9 protein-coding genes are annotated in these 15,859 nt (G+C 35.5%); 8 read left to right on the top strand and 1 reads right to left on the bottom strand.

The window, feature by feature from the left end:
- Positions 1-410: 410 nt before the first annotated feature.
- Positions 411-5,444, bottom strand: coding sequence for a BspA family leucine-rich repeat surface protein (locus BBROOKSOX_RS05175; RefSeq protein WP_139660182.1), 5,034 nt, complete (start codon positions 5,442-5,444; stop codon positions 411-413).
- A gap of 543 nt (positions 5,445-5,987) precedes the next feature.
- Between BBROOKSOX_RS05175 and BBROOKSOX_RS05170 the strand changes: the two genes are divergently transcribed.
- From BBROOKSOX_RS05170 to BBROOKSOX_RS05135, 8 genes are all read left to right on the top strand, one after another.
- Positions 5,988-6,209: a FeoA family protein gene (locus tag BBROOKSOX_RS05170; protein ID WP_010646837.1), complete on the top strand. Its 222-nt coding sequence runs from the start codon at positions 5,988-5,990 to the stop codon at positions 6,207-6,209.
- Entirely contained in the window at positions 6,206-8,395 is a 2,190-nt protein-coding gene (gene feoB / locus BBROOKSOX_RS05165) for a ferrous iron transport protein B (protein ID WP_139660181.1), read from the top strand. Before BBROOKSOX_RS05170 ends, feoB begins: the two co-directional genes overlap by 4 nt.
- 234 nt (positions 8,396-8,629) lie before the next feature.
- Positions 8,630-9,700 (top strand): HamA C-terminal domain-containing protein, encoded by a 1,071-nt coding sequence (locus tag BBROOKSOX_RS05160; RefSeq protein ID WP_139660180.1) that lies wholly within the window; start codon positions 8,630-8,632, stop codon positions 9,698-9,700.
- 3 nt (positions 9,701-9,703) lie between these two features.
- Positions 9,704-12,022, top strand: a complete 2,319-nt coding sequence (locus BBROOKSOX_RS05155; RefSeq protein WP_139660179.1) for a DEAD/DEAH box helicase — start codon at positions 9,704-9,706, stop codon at positions 12,020-12,022.
- Between the two features lie 353 nt (positions 12,023-12,375).
- A complete protein-coding gene (gene argJ, locus BBROOKSOX_RS05150; RefSeq protein ID WP_139660178.1) occupies positions 12,376-13,608 on the top strand; it encodes a bifunctional glutamate N-acetyltransferase/amino-acid acetyltransferase ArgJ in 1,233 nt (410 codons plus the stop codon).
- 9 nt (positions 13,609-13,617) lie between these two features.
- Complete coding sequence (gene purU, locus BBROOKSOX_RS05145; protein WP_139660177.1) at positions 13,618-14,466, top strand: formyltetrahydrofolate deformylase; 849 nt, start codon at positions 13,618-13,620, stop codon at positions 14,464-14,466.
- Positions 14,467-14,626: 160 nt separating this feature from the next.
- Positions 14,627-15,370, top strand: coding sequence for a toll/interleukin-1 receptor domain-containing protein (locus BBROOKSOX_RS05140; RefSeq protein ID WP_139660176.1), 744 nt, complete (start codon positions 14,627-14,629; stop codon positions 15,368-15,370).
- Positions 15,371-15,471: 101 nt separating this feature from the next.
- Positions 15,472-15,672 (top strand): hypothetical protein, encoded by a 201-nt coding sequence (locus tag BBROOKSOX_RS05135; protein ID WP_139660175.1) that lies wholly within the window; start codon positions 15,472-15,474, stop codon positions 15,670-15,672.
- Positions 15,673-15,859 lie beyond the last annotated feature (187 nt).

The following is a 15,859-nucleotide window of genomic DNA, read 5'->3' as shown; positions in this document are numbered from 1 at the left end:
GACTGTCCAATTAATAGTGTTGGCTAGTTGTATTAAAGGGTCTTTGACATCTAATTGAGAAAAGAGCTCTGAATGAAAAAGATTTGATTGGGTGGATATTGGGCTGGATTTAGTTAACATTTTTTTTAAGCAAAACGACCAAGAAATAAGAGGTATTTTAGCAAAAGTTGGTTGATTTGTCTATGGTTATTGTTGGTTTTATTGTTATAAATCAATTTGTTGTGTGGTTTTTAAGGGTTGACTAACAAGTCTTTAAGGTCAATATAATAATCCTCTATATCTGTCGTTAGTTTAACGGGTTTAAAATAAGAAAATTTAGATTGTTGTCTGCAATCGTTGGGGTTTTATAGTTTTGGCTTTGGGTAATGCACGAGTCAGTGTAGGAAGGATTATGCTACATTTAACCAAGATTAAAAGTAATACTCGTTTAGATTATTATCATTAAGTAATGCAGCAAGTGCATTGGCATTAGCAGCACTAGTCACAGTTAGATTAATAAGCATGTCTGCGGTAGAACTATCTACTATTCCTGACTCTAAGCCGTCGTGCTTAATATAAAGCTTAACATTGCTATCACCATCAACTTCGGCGTGAATATATTTAGCTAAATTAGTAGCAATATCCGAAGTATTGAAATCCATTACATCGTTAAGTTTTAACCTATCTATTATGGTAGAGCCAATAAAATGGAAGTTAGTAATAGTATCGCCACCGCTGGCAATCGTACTATCTGTAACAGCATTATATATAAAAATATTGCGACCTGGACCACCAGGGTAACCAGGACCTAGACCACCCGTGAGCGTATCAACACCTGCACCACCTGTAATGCTATTACCGCCTGTGCCACCGTTAATAATGTCATCACCAGCACCGCCATAAAGAAGATTATAACCAATACCGCCACCGCCGTTGATAGTATCATCACCTGTTCCACCAATCAATACCTCGCTAGCACTAGTGCCGTTTAAGTTGTTACCAGTAATAATATTGATTGTCTGAGTAGTATTTACAATTCCGTCAACAGTAAATGTCATAATATGGGCGGCAATTGAGATATTGCCTACATTATCAATGGTATAAAGTTTGTAAGTACCCTCCGCTAAGTCTGAAGTGTCTAGGTTTTGTATGGTATTGGCAGTGTTAATTGTAACTTTAGCTCCTGTGTTTTTCCTTACTGCCATTTCAAGTTTGAGAGGTGTGCTAATGTCCTCACCCTCCTTAATCAAGTAAGCAGTTCCAACTTCTGAGCTTTCCACAGATATGATGGCACCTTCTAAAACCTTTGCACTATTCATCCTAGCAACTGGGGCAGTGCCGTCAACGCCAAACAGTTGGACATTGTTAATTTTTTGTCCTTCTACAGAAAACGCGGAATCAAAATTTAGCGCCTCAGTGGAGGCGACTGTTGATGTGTATATCAACATGTTATTTTTATAATATTTAACCTCTGTGCCTATTCTCTCAATTTTAAAGAGGTCATTTTCTGTAAAGCCTCCGCTGAAGTTACTCACTTTTTCATTGCCTTGTTCGTAGATATCAAGCGTGCCATCAGCATCAAGATAAATCGCATAAGCAATATTTTTATAGCCACTATCATAACGATCTAGACCCACATTGCTATGAGATAACCCAACTACAACACCTTGACTGCTTGTACCAGCTGCTGCTGTAAAAGTCAATGCACCGTTACCTTTAAAACCCTGATTAGAGAAAGACCCTGCATTGCCCCAACCCCAACCAGCTGTTAAGTTAACACAAGTAAAGTCATTACCATCTAGTGCAACTCTGTAATTAGTAAAATCAGTGATTAAATGATTATCATTATTAGTAGTAAGAGCAGCAGTGGTGGTAATATTTGAGACTATGGATGTTGGGGAAAGCGCTAAGTTGCCATTCGCAATTAATTCAGCCAACAATGTACTGGTGTAGGCAATATTTTCCAAAGTAATGGTTACTGAGTTACCCGATACTCCAGTGCCGTCATGGTCAATAGTCAATTTAGTGCCAGTACCTTCGGCAGCTGCTGTGACAAAATCACTCAGATTGGAGGTGGCGTTATATCCTATCAACAAATCTCTAAGGTCAATAATATCTGCATTGGCATTCATCCCTATGTTGCCCACAGTAAAGTCATTAATGATGTCATTGCCTGCGTTTTTAAAACCATAATCAAAGATATCTCTGCCACCTGCACCGGTTAAAGTATCATCGCCTGCACCACCGATCAAGATGTCATCTGTAGCGCCACCAGTCAGCGTATCGTTACCATCTAGACCGTGTAGTGTGGTTTTTGTGGTGTTTGTGTTAAGTGTGTCAGCGTTATTACTGCCTTGTATCGTCTTGCTACCATCAAAAACGCCACCTTTAATAGTCCAACCATAGGTGTCTATTAAATATTGTCTGGCAGTGGCATCGGTGTAGTTTTTGATACCCCAAGTAACATTGTTCTGAATAGCGGTTTCTCCTGTGGCAGTATCAAGCTTTGCCCAACCGCGTAAGGTGTTATCCATATTGGCAATACTCATTTTGCTATCATCAAACATACCTATTGCATCTGTTAAACTCGAAATATCCCAATTGCCAATATCTTGGTTAAAGGCACCTGCGCCACTAAACATCGAATGCATATTGGTGACCTTACCAACATTCCAATCACCAATGTCTTGGTTAAAAGTTTTTGCGTAAGTGAACATCCAAGACATATTAACTACCTCGCCAACATTCCAACGGCCAATATCTTGGTTAAAGGCATCTGCGCCACCAAACATCAAATACATATCAGTCACCTTACCAACATTCCAACGACCAATGTCTTGGTTAAAGGTATTGGCTTCATCAAACATTCTGGACATATTAGTTACCTCACCCACATTCCAACGGCCAATGTCTTGGTTAAAGGCATCTGCGATACCAAACATCAAATACATATTAGTTACCTTACCAACATTCCAACTGCCAATAGCTTGGTTAAAGGTATTGGCTTTATAAAACATCCCAGACATGTTAGTGACCTCGCCAACATTCCAACTGTCAATACTTTGGTTAAAGGTATCTGTACTGTGAAACATCCCAGACATATCGGTTACCTTGCTAACATCCCAACCATCAATATCTTGGTTGAAGGCGTCTGCTTTATAAAACATCAAAGACATATTAGTTGCATTGCCAACATCCCAATTACCAATGTTTTGGTTAAAAGAGGTTGCGCCCTCAAATGCGTTGCTCGCATTGCTCACATGAGACACATCCCAACGGGTTAAATCAACATCAGAGTTATTACCGTCAATATCAATTCGAGCTTTTAAGTTGCTAATTTTGGTTGTATTTTTAACGATGCCAGCATTGGCATTGCCAGCAATATCTGCAAAAGTGTTTGCAGCCACTGTAATAGCAACATTAGAATGTTGCCCACCTAAACTTGGAGTTACTACAATGGTATATTGAGCTGCACTTACTTTGGTAAATGAACCCGCATTAATGGTGCCATTTTCAATGTCAATATCATCGACGGTAAACGACCCATCCCTAATGATTTTACTAAAATTAAAGGTGATTGTGTTAGCGGCAGTATCTGCACCACCACTGCCTGTAATTATCAGAGTTGGTTGAATGGAATCAAGTGCTAAATTGCCATTGGTATTCAAGTTAGTTAACAAATCGGTAGTATAAGTAACATTCTTTAAAATAATGGTTACTGAGTTATTAGATATTCCAGTACCGTCATGGTCAATAGTCAATTTAGTGCCAGTGCCCTCGGCAGTTGCTGTGACAAAATCACTCAGATTGGAGGTGGCGTTATATCCTATCAACAAGTCTCTAAGGTCAATAATATCTGCGTTGGCATTTGTCTTTATGTTTCCTACAGTAAAGTCATTAATAATATCATTGCCTGCGTTTTTAAAACCATAATCAAAGATATCTCTGCCACCTGCACCGGTGAAAGTATCATCGCCTGCACCACCGATTAAGAGGTCATCTGTGGCACTACCAGTCAGCGTATCGTTACCACCCAAACCGTGTAGTGTGGTTTGGGTGGCACTTGCGTTAAGTGCGTCAGCGTGATTACTGCCCACTATCATCTTGCTGCTATCAAAAACGCCACCTCTAATAGTCCAACCATAGGTGTCTATTAAATATTGTTTGGCAGTGGCATCGGTGTAGTTTACGATACCGATATCCCAAATAACATTGCTCTGAATAGCAGTTTCTCCTGCGGCGGTATCAAGCTTTGCCCAACCGCGTAAGGTGTTGTCCATATTGGCAATGCTCATCATTGTGTTATTATAAAACATGTCTGTTGCATTTGTTAAACTTGAAATATTCCAACTACCAATATCTTGGTTGAAGGCACCTGCTTCATAAAACATCAAAGACATATTGGTTACCTTGCCAGTATCCCAATTACCAATGTCTTGGTTAAAGGCATCTGCGCTATGAAACATCCCACGCATATTAGTTACCTTGCCAACATTCCAATGACCAATATCTTGGTTGAAAGAGCTTGCATCATTAAACATCCAAGACATATTAGTCACCTTACCCACATTCCAATGGCCAATGTTTTGATTAAAGGCATCTGCACCACCAAACATCCAATACATATTAGTTACCTTGCCAACATTCCAGCGACCAATGTCTTGGTTAAAGACATTTGCTTCATCAAACATCGAAGACATATTAGTCACATTACCAACATTCCAACGACCAATGTCTTGGTTGAAGGTGTATATGTAAGCAAACATCAAAGACATATTAGTTACCTTGCCAACATTCCAACGACCAATATCTTGGTTAAAGGCATTTGCTTGATGAAACATCTGATACATATTAGTTACATTGCTAACATTCCAACGACCAATATCTTGGTTAAAGGCATCTGCGCCAATAAACATCCCAGACATATCAGTTACCTTGCCAACATCCCAATCACCAATATCTTGGTTAAAGGTGGTTGCGCGCTTAAACATCCAGGACACATTAGTCACATTACTAACATTCCAATCGCCAATGTATTGGTTAAAAGAGGGTGTGTTATAAAATGCTTTGCTCGCATCACTTACATGGGATACATTCCAACTCGTTAAAACAACATCAAAGCCACTACCGTCAATATCAACCTGATCTTTTAAATCACTAATCTTGGTTGTATTTTTAGCGATGGCAGTGTTGGTATTACCAACAATATCTACAAAAGTGTTTGCTAGCACTGTAATGGCAACATTAGAATGCTGTCCACCTAGACTTGGGGTTACTACAATGGTGTATTGAGTGTCACTTATTTTGGTGAATGAGCCTGCATTAATGGTACCATTTGAAATTCTGATATCATCAACGCTAAACGATCCATTTCTAATGGCTTCACTGAAATTAAAGGTGATTGTATTGGAAGCAGTATTTTTCCCACCACCTCCTGTAATTGTTAAGGTTGGCGTTGTAGACATGATTTATTTCCCTATTATTGGTTTTTATAAATTTGTTTTTTTTGGTTGGCATAATGCTAAATACACCCCAAGAACTTAATTATAGCATTAAAAAAACCAATTAGTTTTTTCAAATTTTCAAATCAAGCCCTTCGTATTATTCATAATTTTTCGCTTTAATCCAAGGTATCTTGTTTTGCCTAAACCATGATGAAGTTTGAATAACCCAAAGGTTCGCTCAACAATATAACAAATGAATGTTGTTTGTTATGAGTATTATTTACCATATAGGCGGTTTTTTGATTTTTTAGTTGATTTGAGACCTTTGCATAAATAGGAATAATCATCATAAACCCACTTTTCACCCACTTGGCGATTTTTTAAACCCAGCCTTAGCCCTGCTAGGGCAAGGTTTAAAGAAATCACCAATTGGGTAAAAATTGGATTTTGCCAATCATTCCTATTTATGCAAAGGCCTCTATAAAGTTGTGCTTGACAATATAAATGATAACGGTTATCATTTGCATTATTTTGTTAAAACAAACAAAGGTGGGGGTGTAAGTGATGGCGTTATTGTCAAATCAAAAAATTGGGAGTCTATGTAAAATAAACCATATTGATTTGTCACAGTCAAAAAAAATCAAACTTTTAGGCTTGGGTATAAAGGCTGGATTAACGGTATCTATTTTAAGAAATCGTGGCGGCGATATCGTTTTGGCTTTGGGCAACGCACGAGTCAGCGTAGGGAGAACCATGGCGCATTTAATCAAGGTAACCATAGTATGACATTTGCAAAAATTGCATTAATTGGCAATCCAAATGCTGGGAAAACAACGCTCTTTAATTTATTGACAGGGGCAAAACAACGCACGGGCAATTGGCCAGGTGTTACCGTTGAGCGTAAAGAAGGTGACTTTAGTCTAGCAAGTAAATCTTATAAAATTGTTGACTTGCCAGGCGTTTATTCAATTGATAATAAAGAGTCGTCAATGGATGAAAAAATTGCCAGAGACTTTGTGCTTAGTCATCCTGAACATTTGTATTTTAATATTGTTGACGGCTCAACGCTAGAGCGTGGGATTTATTTAACCACGCAACTCAGAGAGTTAGGGGTTAATGTTATTGTGTTACTTAATATGATGGATGTTGTGCGTAAGCGCAGTATGGAAATTGATATTGATGCATTAAAACAATCCATGGGTTGCGAAGTTATTCCAATCTCACTCAAAGAAACACTTGATTTTTCAGCCTTATTTCAGACAATAGAAGACTTTAATCCTACTACAAAGTTAGTTATTGATTATCCCAATGATGAGATTAAAGTCGCACAAGATGCGGGTGATGAAGCTCAAGTTGGTTTGTTAGAGGCAGAAAGTCGATTTAATTATGCTGATAAAATTGCCAATCAAGTTGTTCAGCATAGTGTTAATTTTAAAAAAACCCTCTCAGATAAAGTTGATAAATTAATATTAGGTAGTTTGACAGGCGTGCCAATATTCTTAATGACTATGTATTTGTTATTCTTAGTCAGTATTAATTTTGGCGGTGCTTTAATTGACTTTTTTGATATTGCCACAGGCGTTATTTTTGTTGATGGTGTGGCGAATGTATTAAATGCGATTGGAATACCTAAACTTTTGGTGGTTATTATTGCCGATGGTATGGGTGGTGGCATTCAAGTAGTGGCAACTTTTATTCCAATTATTGCGGCGCTTTACTTATTCTTAACGCTATTAGAAGAAGTGGGTTATATGGCAAGAGCTGCTTTTGTAATGGATAAGTTTATGCGAAGAATTGGATTGTCGGGTAAAGCATTTATTCCGCTTATCGTTGGCTTTGGCTGTAATGTGCCCGGCATTATGGCAGCACGAACGCTTGATACACATAGGGAGCGGGTTACCACTGTGTTGATGTCGCCTTTTATGTCATGTGGCGCTAGACTTGCGGTGTATGCTTTATTTGCAGCTGCATTTTTTCCAGTCGGTGGTCAAAACATTGTATTTGCTTTGTATGTGATAGGTGTTTTATTTGCTATTTTGACAGGCTTAATTTTAAAACGCGCGTTTAAAGGCGATGATACTAGCGATTTTTTGATGGAATTACCGACTTATCAATTACCCTCTTTTAGAAATTTAATTATCAACACTTGGAACAAATTGAAAGCTTTTGTACTAGGCGCAGGTAAGATTATTGTGCTGGTAGTGATGATTATCAATGTGGTGAATAGTATTGGTGTTGATGGCAGTTTTGGCAATCAAAATTCTAAAAACTCATTATTAAGTAAAGTAGCGCAAACAATAACACCAGTGTTTAAGCCAATGGGCATTGAACAGGACAACTGGCCAGCAACCGTGGGAATTATCACAGGTATTCTCGCTAAAGAAGTGGTGGTTGGTACGCTGGATTCCTTGTATTCTAGTATCGATACAGAAGAAGGGGTTAATGAGAGCAAGGTATCTGAATACAGCTTGAAAGATGGGTTGATACAGGCATTAACGACTATTCCTGTTAACCTTAATGAAGCATTACAAAATTTATCAGACCCATTAGGATTGGGTGTGCTTGATGATACGCATTCACAAGCATCAGCGGCACGCTCGCAAGAAGTCTCTACCGAGACATTTGGTGCTATGGTATCTCGTTTTGATGGCAAGATTGGCGCTTTTGCTTATTTACTCTTTATTTTGTTGTATTTCCCCTGTGTTGCTGCATTTGGTGCTATGATGCGTGAAATTGGAAAAACTTGGGCATTGGTTGGTGCACTGTGGGCCACTGGTTTGGCGTATTTTTCAGCCACAGTTTTTTATCAAATAGGTACTTTTGCTCAGCATCCAGCAAGCTCATTGTTATGGATTGGCGTGTCTCTGAGTATTTTGATAGCCTCAATAATAATGTTGATGTATACCGGTAAAAAAGCCAATGGCAATCGTATTCCAATCATCACCGAATCTACTTGTCGGCATTGTAAATGAAGAAAGACATAAGGGAGGCGCAATGAAGTTTCCTCATTTGACTGGACACTAAAAAAAGCTTTGTAATCTGTCTATATCACCCATTTTTTAGTCCAGATTCTGAAATAACTTTGTTTTGTTTATTACTAGAATTAATGATTTCTCTAAGTATTTTTACACCTTTGAAGCCTCCTTATCTGATCTCCTTATCTTGTCTATCGGTTTTTCAAAGCTTCAAGGTATAATATACTCATTATGTCAAATACAATATTTAACTCAGAAAGTGTGATAACTGAACACATATCAAATGCAGATTTGAGAGCCTATTTTGTAGGTTTTGATTTTGGTGAATATAGGTATGATTCATTAGTTAAGAAGATTATGTCGGCTATTGTTGATTTTTCTTTTGGGTTTCATGAGGGCATATTAAGCACATACACAATACAAGAAATTCAAAAAGCTGCTTGCATGGTGTATAAAATTGAAAAATTTGATCCAAAAAACAACCCCAAACACAGAGAAAAATATTCAAACAATCACATAACAAAAGCAGGGGAATTAAAATATAAAAATGAAGATGAATTTTATGAAAAGAAATACTCAAATAGAGGCGATTTTGGCGAATTAATACTACATTTATTATTGAGAGATTTCTTAAAAACATTGCCTTTAGTGTCAAAAATATTTGCTAAAGATTCTCCGGGAATTCCAGCTCATGGTTTTGACTCTGTTCATATTGGAAACTCATTATCTAATCCTAAAAAAACATCCTTATTTTTAGGAGAGTCAAAATTACTCCGAAATGGAGAAACTGGTGTAGATGAGCTTCTTAATGATATAGAAAAACATTTTATAAAAGATTTCTTAACAACTCCTGCAGGAGAATTTGTAATGATAGGAAATAAAAAAAGAAACTTTATTTCATTGGATGAGTACACAGATTTAAATACAAGAGATGAATATGAAAAATTTATAAAAGAAAAAGACGAGTGGTTTAAAAAAATTGATGGACTTCGAGATGGAGAAAGTTTACAAAAATTATTTAACTCAATAACCATTCCATTGCTTTGCACATACACATCTAATGTTTTTAGCAATCGTACAGATGAAGCTGCTGATGAATTTAAAAAAGAATATAAAGCAGAAATTAGTACTTTAAAAACAAGACTAGAAAGGGGCTTGGAAAAAATTAAGACAAGGTATAAAGACTCTGGAGAGCCAATATCTACAAATTTAAATATCGTTCTTATGTTATTTCCTGTTCCAAGTAAAAAAGAACTTGTAAAGAGGCTACACATAAAGCTTTATAATCAACAAAATTCTTAATTTATGGAAACTGAAGGAATAATATCAAAAATTGCAAATCAAAGTTCTATTTCAATAGATGAAAGTTTTTCTTTTGCAAAAACTACATCAGTTTTATTAAGAAATAATGAGGAAGAAGGGAGAAAAATAATTATTTATATTTTAGATAATTGGAGCAAGATTCCGAGTGAGACTATTGAAATTTGGACTGACTTAATTGAATCAGCAGGATTCTATCCATATTTAGAAAAAGAAAAAGAAAGACTTAAATTTGATAATTTAGCAGGACAAATCAGAAAAGAATCACATTTTTCTGAAAATTTAGATGGGAAATATTTTCATGAAGAGCAAAAATATTTAAAGAAAATATTAGATAGTAAAAAAAATCTTATTGTGAGTGCACCAACAAGTTTTGGGAAAAGTCTTTTAATTGAAGAAATTGTAGCAAGTAGTAAATTTAAAAATATTCTTGTCATCCAACCAACGCTCGCTCTACTAGATGAAACGAGAAAAAAATTAAAAAAATATAAAGAAAACTATAGAATTATCGTAAGAACCTCACAGCAATCATTAGAAGAAAAAGGGAATTTGTTTCTGCTTACTGCTGAGAGGGTAATGGAGTATCCGAATTTGCCACAAATAGATTTTTTTGTTATTGATGAATTTTACAAATTGAGTGCAAAAAGAGACGACGAAAGGTCAGATGTATTAAATAATGCTTTTTATAAATTATTACAACAAACACCAGTGCCACAATTTTATTTATTAGGGCCAAATATTGATGGAATCTCAGAAGGTTTTGAAGAAAAATACAATGCTATATTTTACAAAACCAATTATTCACTTGTTGAAAATAAAACCATTGATATTTATTCAAAAAATAAAACTGAATTTGATCAACCTCGAAAATTTAAAGAATTTAAAGAGAATAAATTGTTTGAATTATTACTAGATTTAAAAGATGAACAAACAATTATTTATTGTTCATCGCCAAATAGAGTTAGGTTTTTAGCCGATAAGTTTACAAAATTTTTAGAAGAAAAAAATATCCAAAAAATTGAAAAATTGCCATTAGTAGAATGGATTGAGAAAAATATAAATCCAAAATGGAATTTAATTAATTTTTTAAATTTTGAAATAGGAATAAATGATGGGGCATTACAAAAGCATATAAATTCATCAATGATAGATTATTTTAATGAGGAAAAATTAAAATATATATTCTGCACCTCAACTATTATTGAAGGAGTAAATACGAGTGCTAAAAATATAATTTATTTTGATAAGAAAAAAGGCTTAAACGATATAGATTATTTTGATTATTCAAATATAAAAGGTCGTTCTGGAAGAATGATGATTCATTATATTGGTAAAATTTATAATTTTAATGCAGAGCCTGAAAGAGAAGAGGAAATGATTATAGATATCCCATTTTTTGAGCAAAATCCAGTAAAAAAAGAAATTGTTAATGGAATGAAAGATGAAGATTTAAAGCAAACAACTAAAGATTCTTCAGAATATAAAGAATTACTAAAAATTCCAACAGAAGAAAGGAGGTTATTCCAAAAAAATGGAGTGTCAATAGATGGACAAAAAAGAATTTTAGATCAATTAAAACTTGATATTGAAACAAAAATAGATTTAATTAAATGGAATACTTTGCCTAATTATAACCAATTAACCTATATTTTATCTTTGGCTTGGAAATATTTATTGAAAGATGGAGAAACTGCTAGACCAATGACCTTGGGGAATTTAATAAGGGTTACAAATCTTTATGGAATTAAACAATCGGTTTATTGGTTATTTAATGATGAATTACAAAAATATAAGCTTAATAGAGATTGGATAAATGAAAATAAAGAAAAAATTGAATTAATATTAAATGGTTTAACTGTAAGAAAAGACAAAGACGAATATAAAAAAAACGATACAGATTTTAAAAAATATCAGTACAATAAAACACTATTTGAATTATCAGATGATGCATTACTTCAAAAATCAGTAACGGAATCTTTCAAAATTCTAAGGCACTGGTTTCAATATAAAGTTCCCAAGTGGTTAAGTGTCATGAATGAGTTACAAAAATATGTTTGTGAAAAAAATAATATGGATCCTGGGAATTACAGTTATTATGCAAATCAAATAGAAAATGATTTTATTCGTGACAATTTAACAATTTTATCGGAATATGGAATACCAACTTCTGCAATTAACAAGTTGAAAGGTGGAATAAATCAAGAATTAAGCGAAGATGCTGTTATTGAAAAAGTTATTAAAATATCAGAAAATAATCAGGATTTATTACAATACGAGAAAGATAAAATTAGAAAAAGTTTATAAAAAATATCAAAATTAATTGATATTTTTTAGGAAACTTATATTGAGTGTACCATAATTAACAAAACATTCATAATTACAGATACTTCAAACTTACGATTGCCAAAATTTTTACACTAGATTATTCATTCTTAATAGTAGTTGAAATTCAATCTATAGATGTTTCATCTGTCCCATGATTTTTAGCATATTGTAGGAAATAGCCATTTGGGATACTCAATTTTCTAGGATTATTTGCAGTGCCAAGGTGATTTTGTAATTAATGTTTATATCTCCTTACCTTAAAGGTCTCGTCTAAAATAATATTTTTTTACAGTAAAATACTCTTGACTACTGGAGGTAAAATTAGATTGGCAATGAAAAATTCATTATTAAATATTAAAGGTGTCAGCTGTGCGGCTATTAATGCTGGCATTAAGCACGCACAAAATTCAAGTGCAAATTCAAAGATTGAAGATGCTGAGAAATTGGATTTGTCTATTGTCTCTTTTGTGCCTGAAACCACAACAGCGGCAGTATTTACCCAAAATGTTTTTTGCGCTGCGCCTGTGGTGGTAGCAAAAAACCATCTTAATAATCATGTGCGTGCTTTGGTCATTAATAGTGGCAACGCTAATGCGGGTACAGGTGTTGCTGGTAGCAATAAAGGGCTGGATAATGCTTATCAAGTGTGTGAGATGGTAGCGCAATCATTAGATATTGACACTGAACAAGTGTTGCCATTTTCTACTGGCGTGATTGGGCAGCCCCTACCAATGCAGTGTTTTAAAGATAATATTGCCAAACTTTCAACGAGATTGGCAAGTGATCATTTATCTCAAGTGGCACAAGCAATCCTTACGACTGATTTGGTTGAAAAAACCGTCTCAAAACAATTTAGAGTTAATGGAAAAACAGTAGCGATTAGTGGTATTGCTAAGGGTTCAGGTATGATTCGTCCAAACATGGCAACCATGTTAAGTTTTATTTTTACCGATGTTAAAGCCACTCAATCTGAGTTGCAAGATTGCCTAACAACAGCGACCAATCAATCGTTTAATCGTATTACCGTTGATGGCGACACCTCAACCAATGATGCTTGCTCACTCAGTGCGACCGGCGCATCAAAGGTTGAGTTGAGTGAGTGCACACACGAATTTCAACAAGCGCTCAATGAAGTAACACAGGTTTTAGCACATAAAATTATCAAAGATGGCGAAGGTGCAACTAAGTTTGTTGAAATTTGCGTTAAAGGCGGTGCGAGTCATGAAGACTGTTTGGAAGTGGCTTACACGGTGGCGCATTCACCATTGGTTAAAACAGCCTTGTTTGCCGCTGATGCCAATTGGGGTCGAATTTTGGCGGCAGTGGGGCGCTCAAACATCACACATTTAAAAGCCGATGAGGTTAATATTTACCTCGGCGAGGTTTGTATTGTTAGTCGTGGTGAATTAGATGAGCGCTACACCGAAGCAGCAGGTAGTGCCCAGATGGCAAAGGACAATATTGTGGTTACTATTGAAATCGGTAATAACGACACGCAAGAGAGCGTTTGGACTACGGATTTATCTTATGAGTATATTAAAATTAATGCGGAATACCGCACTTAGGTATTGGATATGAATATTTATCGCTTACTCATTTCTTGCCCTGATGCACATGGTTTGGTCGCCAAAGTGAGTCAATTTATTTTTGAGCGTAATGGCAATATTAAAGAGGCGCATCATCATCTTAATGAACAGAATAAGCATTTTTTTATGCGCATTGAGATTGAATCAAATCTTGCTTGTTCATTTACTGAATTCCAGCAAGAGTTTGCACAATTGGCTCAAAAGTACCAAATGAATTGGCAGATGAATGATGCTAGCAAACTTAAACGCGTGTTGATCATGGGCTCAAAGTCATCACATTGTGTGGCAGATTTGTTGCACCGTGGGCATGAGTCAGAAATGGAAGCTCAAATTATTGGTGTTTTGTCTAACCATGATAAACTCAAAAAACTTGCCAGTTGGTACGATGTAGATTTTAAAAAAGTTGCTATTCATAAAAACACCAAAGAAATCGATATGGCGACAATGATGAGTGCAGTTGATGCCTTTCAGCCCGATGTGATCGTACTTGCGCGTTATATGCAAATTATCCCAAAGGCAATGTGTGACAAATATAGCGGCAAGATTATTAATATCCATCATTCTTTCCTGCCATCATTTGCAGGTAGTAACCCCTATAAGCGTGCAGCGCAGCGCGGTGTCAAACTGATTGGCGCAACCTGTCATTATGTTACTAGCGAATTAGACGAAGGTCCAATTATTGAGCAAGATGTGCTTAGAGTTAGCCACAGTGATAGCGTGCAAGAAATGCAAAAAATGGGGCAAGATATTGAAAAAGTTACGCTTGCTAAAGGGCTGCAATACCATCTTGAAGACCGTGTGCTAACTTGTAATAATAAAACAGTTGTATTTAGTTAGTCCAACTTAATTTTTAAATGACATTTTGACCATGATGTTCTCAGCTGTATAATAAGCCTACCTGTGCAATAGCGTTTGCATTTAAGTGTTACTTTAGAGTTATAATTATTGTTGGTATCGTAAGTATGTAAAAAATAGCAAGGTTGGCGAGTTAATAATTATGATAGAAAAACCATACGATGTCTTTATTTCATATGCCACAGAAGATGAGGCATATACAAAGAAAGTAGTAGATTCTCTGAAATCTCTTGGGCTCAAGGTATGGTTTGCACCTGTAACTCTTGAAGTAGGTGACAGGCTTTTAGATTCGATTCATGCTGGCTTATTTGCTTCAAAATGTGGTTTGATCATACTTTCCTCCAAGTATATGTCTAAGTCTTGGACAAAACACGAATTGGATGTATTACATCGTCAACACATTGAGAGTAATAAGAGATTATTCCTTCTTTGGTATGGTGTTAATAAGAATCAGATTGATAAATGGAATCCTGCGCTTTCCGGCATTGTTGCTCTTAAGAGTTCTATGAGTATTCCCTTGATTGCAAAAAAGATTGCTAATGTAATGTCTCAGAATGCCCCTATTCGTGGCGTCACTCCAAGCTATGAAAACCCGCAATTTCGTTTTCTTCAAGGTCGAGGGGAGTTGCTTGCAAATAGTGATACTGGAGGTGCGTTTAATATTTTTGAGGCAGCTGAATTTCCCGATAAGGATTTCCCGCTGTATATTTATGGTAGATTGTATTCAAAGAAAGATATAATAATAGAAATTGCTAAAATAATTGTTTACCAGAGTTACAATAGTTACAATCTTAGTAGTGAGCGACGGGACAGAATGGTAAGACTTTGTAAGGACTATGGGTTTGATACTGAAGATCCAAACTTTGATCCTGCATTCATGGGTTAGTAAGGCTGTAAATTCTCGGTTATCAACGGCGTTAGGCTAATTTGGTGAAAGCAGTATTAATTAGTTGTTAATTAAATTTCAATTCTAAAAAGAAAAATGTAATGGGTGAAATATCGGATGGAGTAGTTGTAGTAGTTGTTCTTTTTTTATTTGTTCTTGCTATTCTATGGTTTTTGCTACCATTTGCGATTTTTGGAACAAAAGATAAATTAAGCGAATTAATTGCAGAAACTAAAAAAACAAACGAACAATTAAGTGATTTAAGGTCAGAAATTACAGCGTTAAAAAGCGATGCTAAATAAGCAGTTAGCCTAACAAGACGCTCGTTCGGACGCAAACTACGCTACGCTTCGTAGCTTGGTCGTTAGATGTAAAGATAAGGGGTGTAAACATTAATTATATTTCTTGTTTTTTAATTGGCTGCTCTCAATAATAAAATCTTTAAAGCGTTGTGCAATAGGTGAAAGTTCTGTTTTGTTGCTATGCACA

The organism is bacterium endosymbiont of Bathymodiolus sp. 5 South, from assembly GCF_900128535.1.
GTDB lineage: Bacteria > Pseudomonadota > Gammaproteobacteria > PS1 > Pseudothioglobaceae > Thiodubiliella.
This window is presented reverse-complemented; position numbering and strand designations above follow the sequence as displayed.

What these genes read in the sequence shown, in the direction of transcription:
- BBROOKSOX_RS05175 (WP_139660182.1), bottom strand. Translation starts at nt 5,444, where the DNA reads ATGTCTACAACGCCAACCTTAACAATTACAGGAGGTGGTGGGAAAAAT.
- BBROOKSOX_RS05170 (WP_010646837.1), top strand. Translation starts at nt 5,988, where the DNA reads ATGGCGTTATTGTCAAATCAAAAAATTGGGAGTCTATGTAAAATAAAC.
- feoB (WP_139660181.1), top strand. Translation starts at nt 6,206, where the DNA reads ATGACATTTGCAAAAATTGCATTAATTGGCAATCCAAATGCTGGGAAA.
- BBROOKSOX_RS05160 (WP_139660180.1), top strand. Translation starts at nt 8,630, where the DNA reads ATGTCAAATACAATATTTAACTCAGAAAGTGTGATAACTGAACACATA.
- BBROOKSOX_RS05155 (WP_139660179.1), top strand. Translation starts at nt 9,704, where the DNA reads ATGGAAACTGAAGGAATAATATCAAAAATTGCAAATCAAAGTTCTATT.
- argJ (WP_139660178.1), top strand. Translation starts at nt 12,376, where the DNA reads ATGAAAAATTCATTATTAAATATTAAAGGTGTCAGCTGTGCGGCTATT.
- purU (WP_139660177.1), top strand. Translation starts at nt 13,618, where the DNA reads ATGAATATTTATCGCTTACTCATTTCTTGCCCTGATGCACATGGTTTG.
- BBROOKSOX_RS05140 (WP_139660176.1), top strand. Translation starts at nt 14,627, where the DNA reads ATGATAGAAAAACCATACGATGTCTTTATTTCATATGCCACAGAAGAT.
- BBROOKSOX_RS05135 (WP_139660175.1), top strand. Translation starts at nt 15,472, where the DNA reads ATGGGTGAAATATCGGATGGAGTAGTTGTAGTAGTTGTTCTTTTTTTA.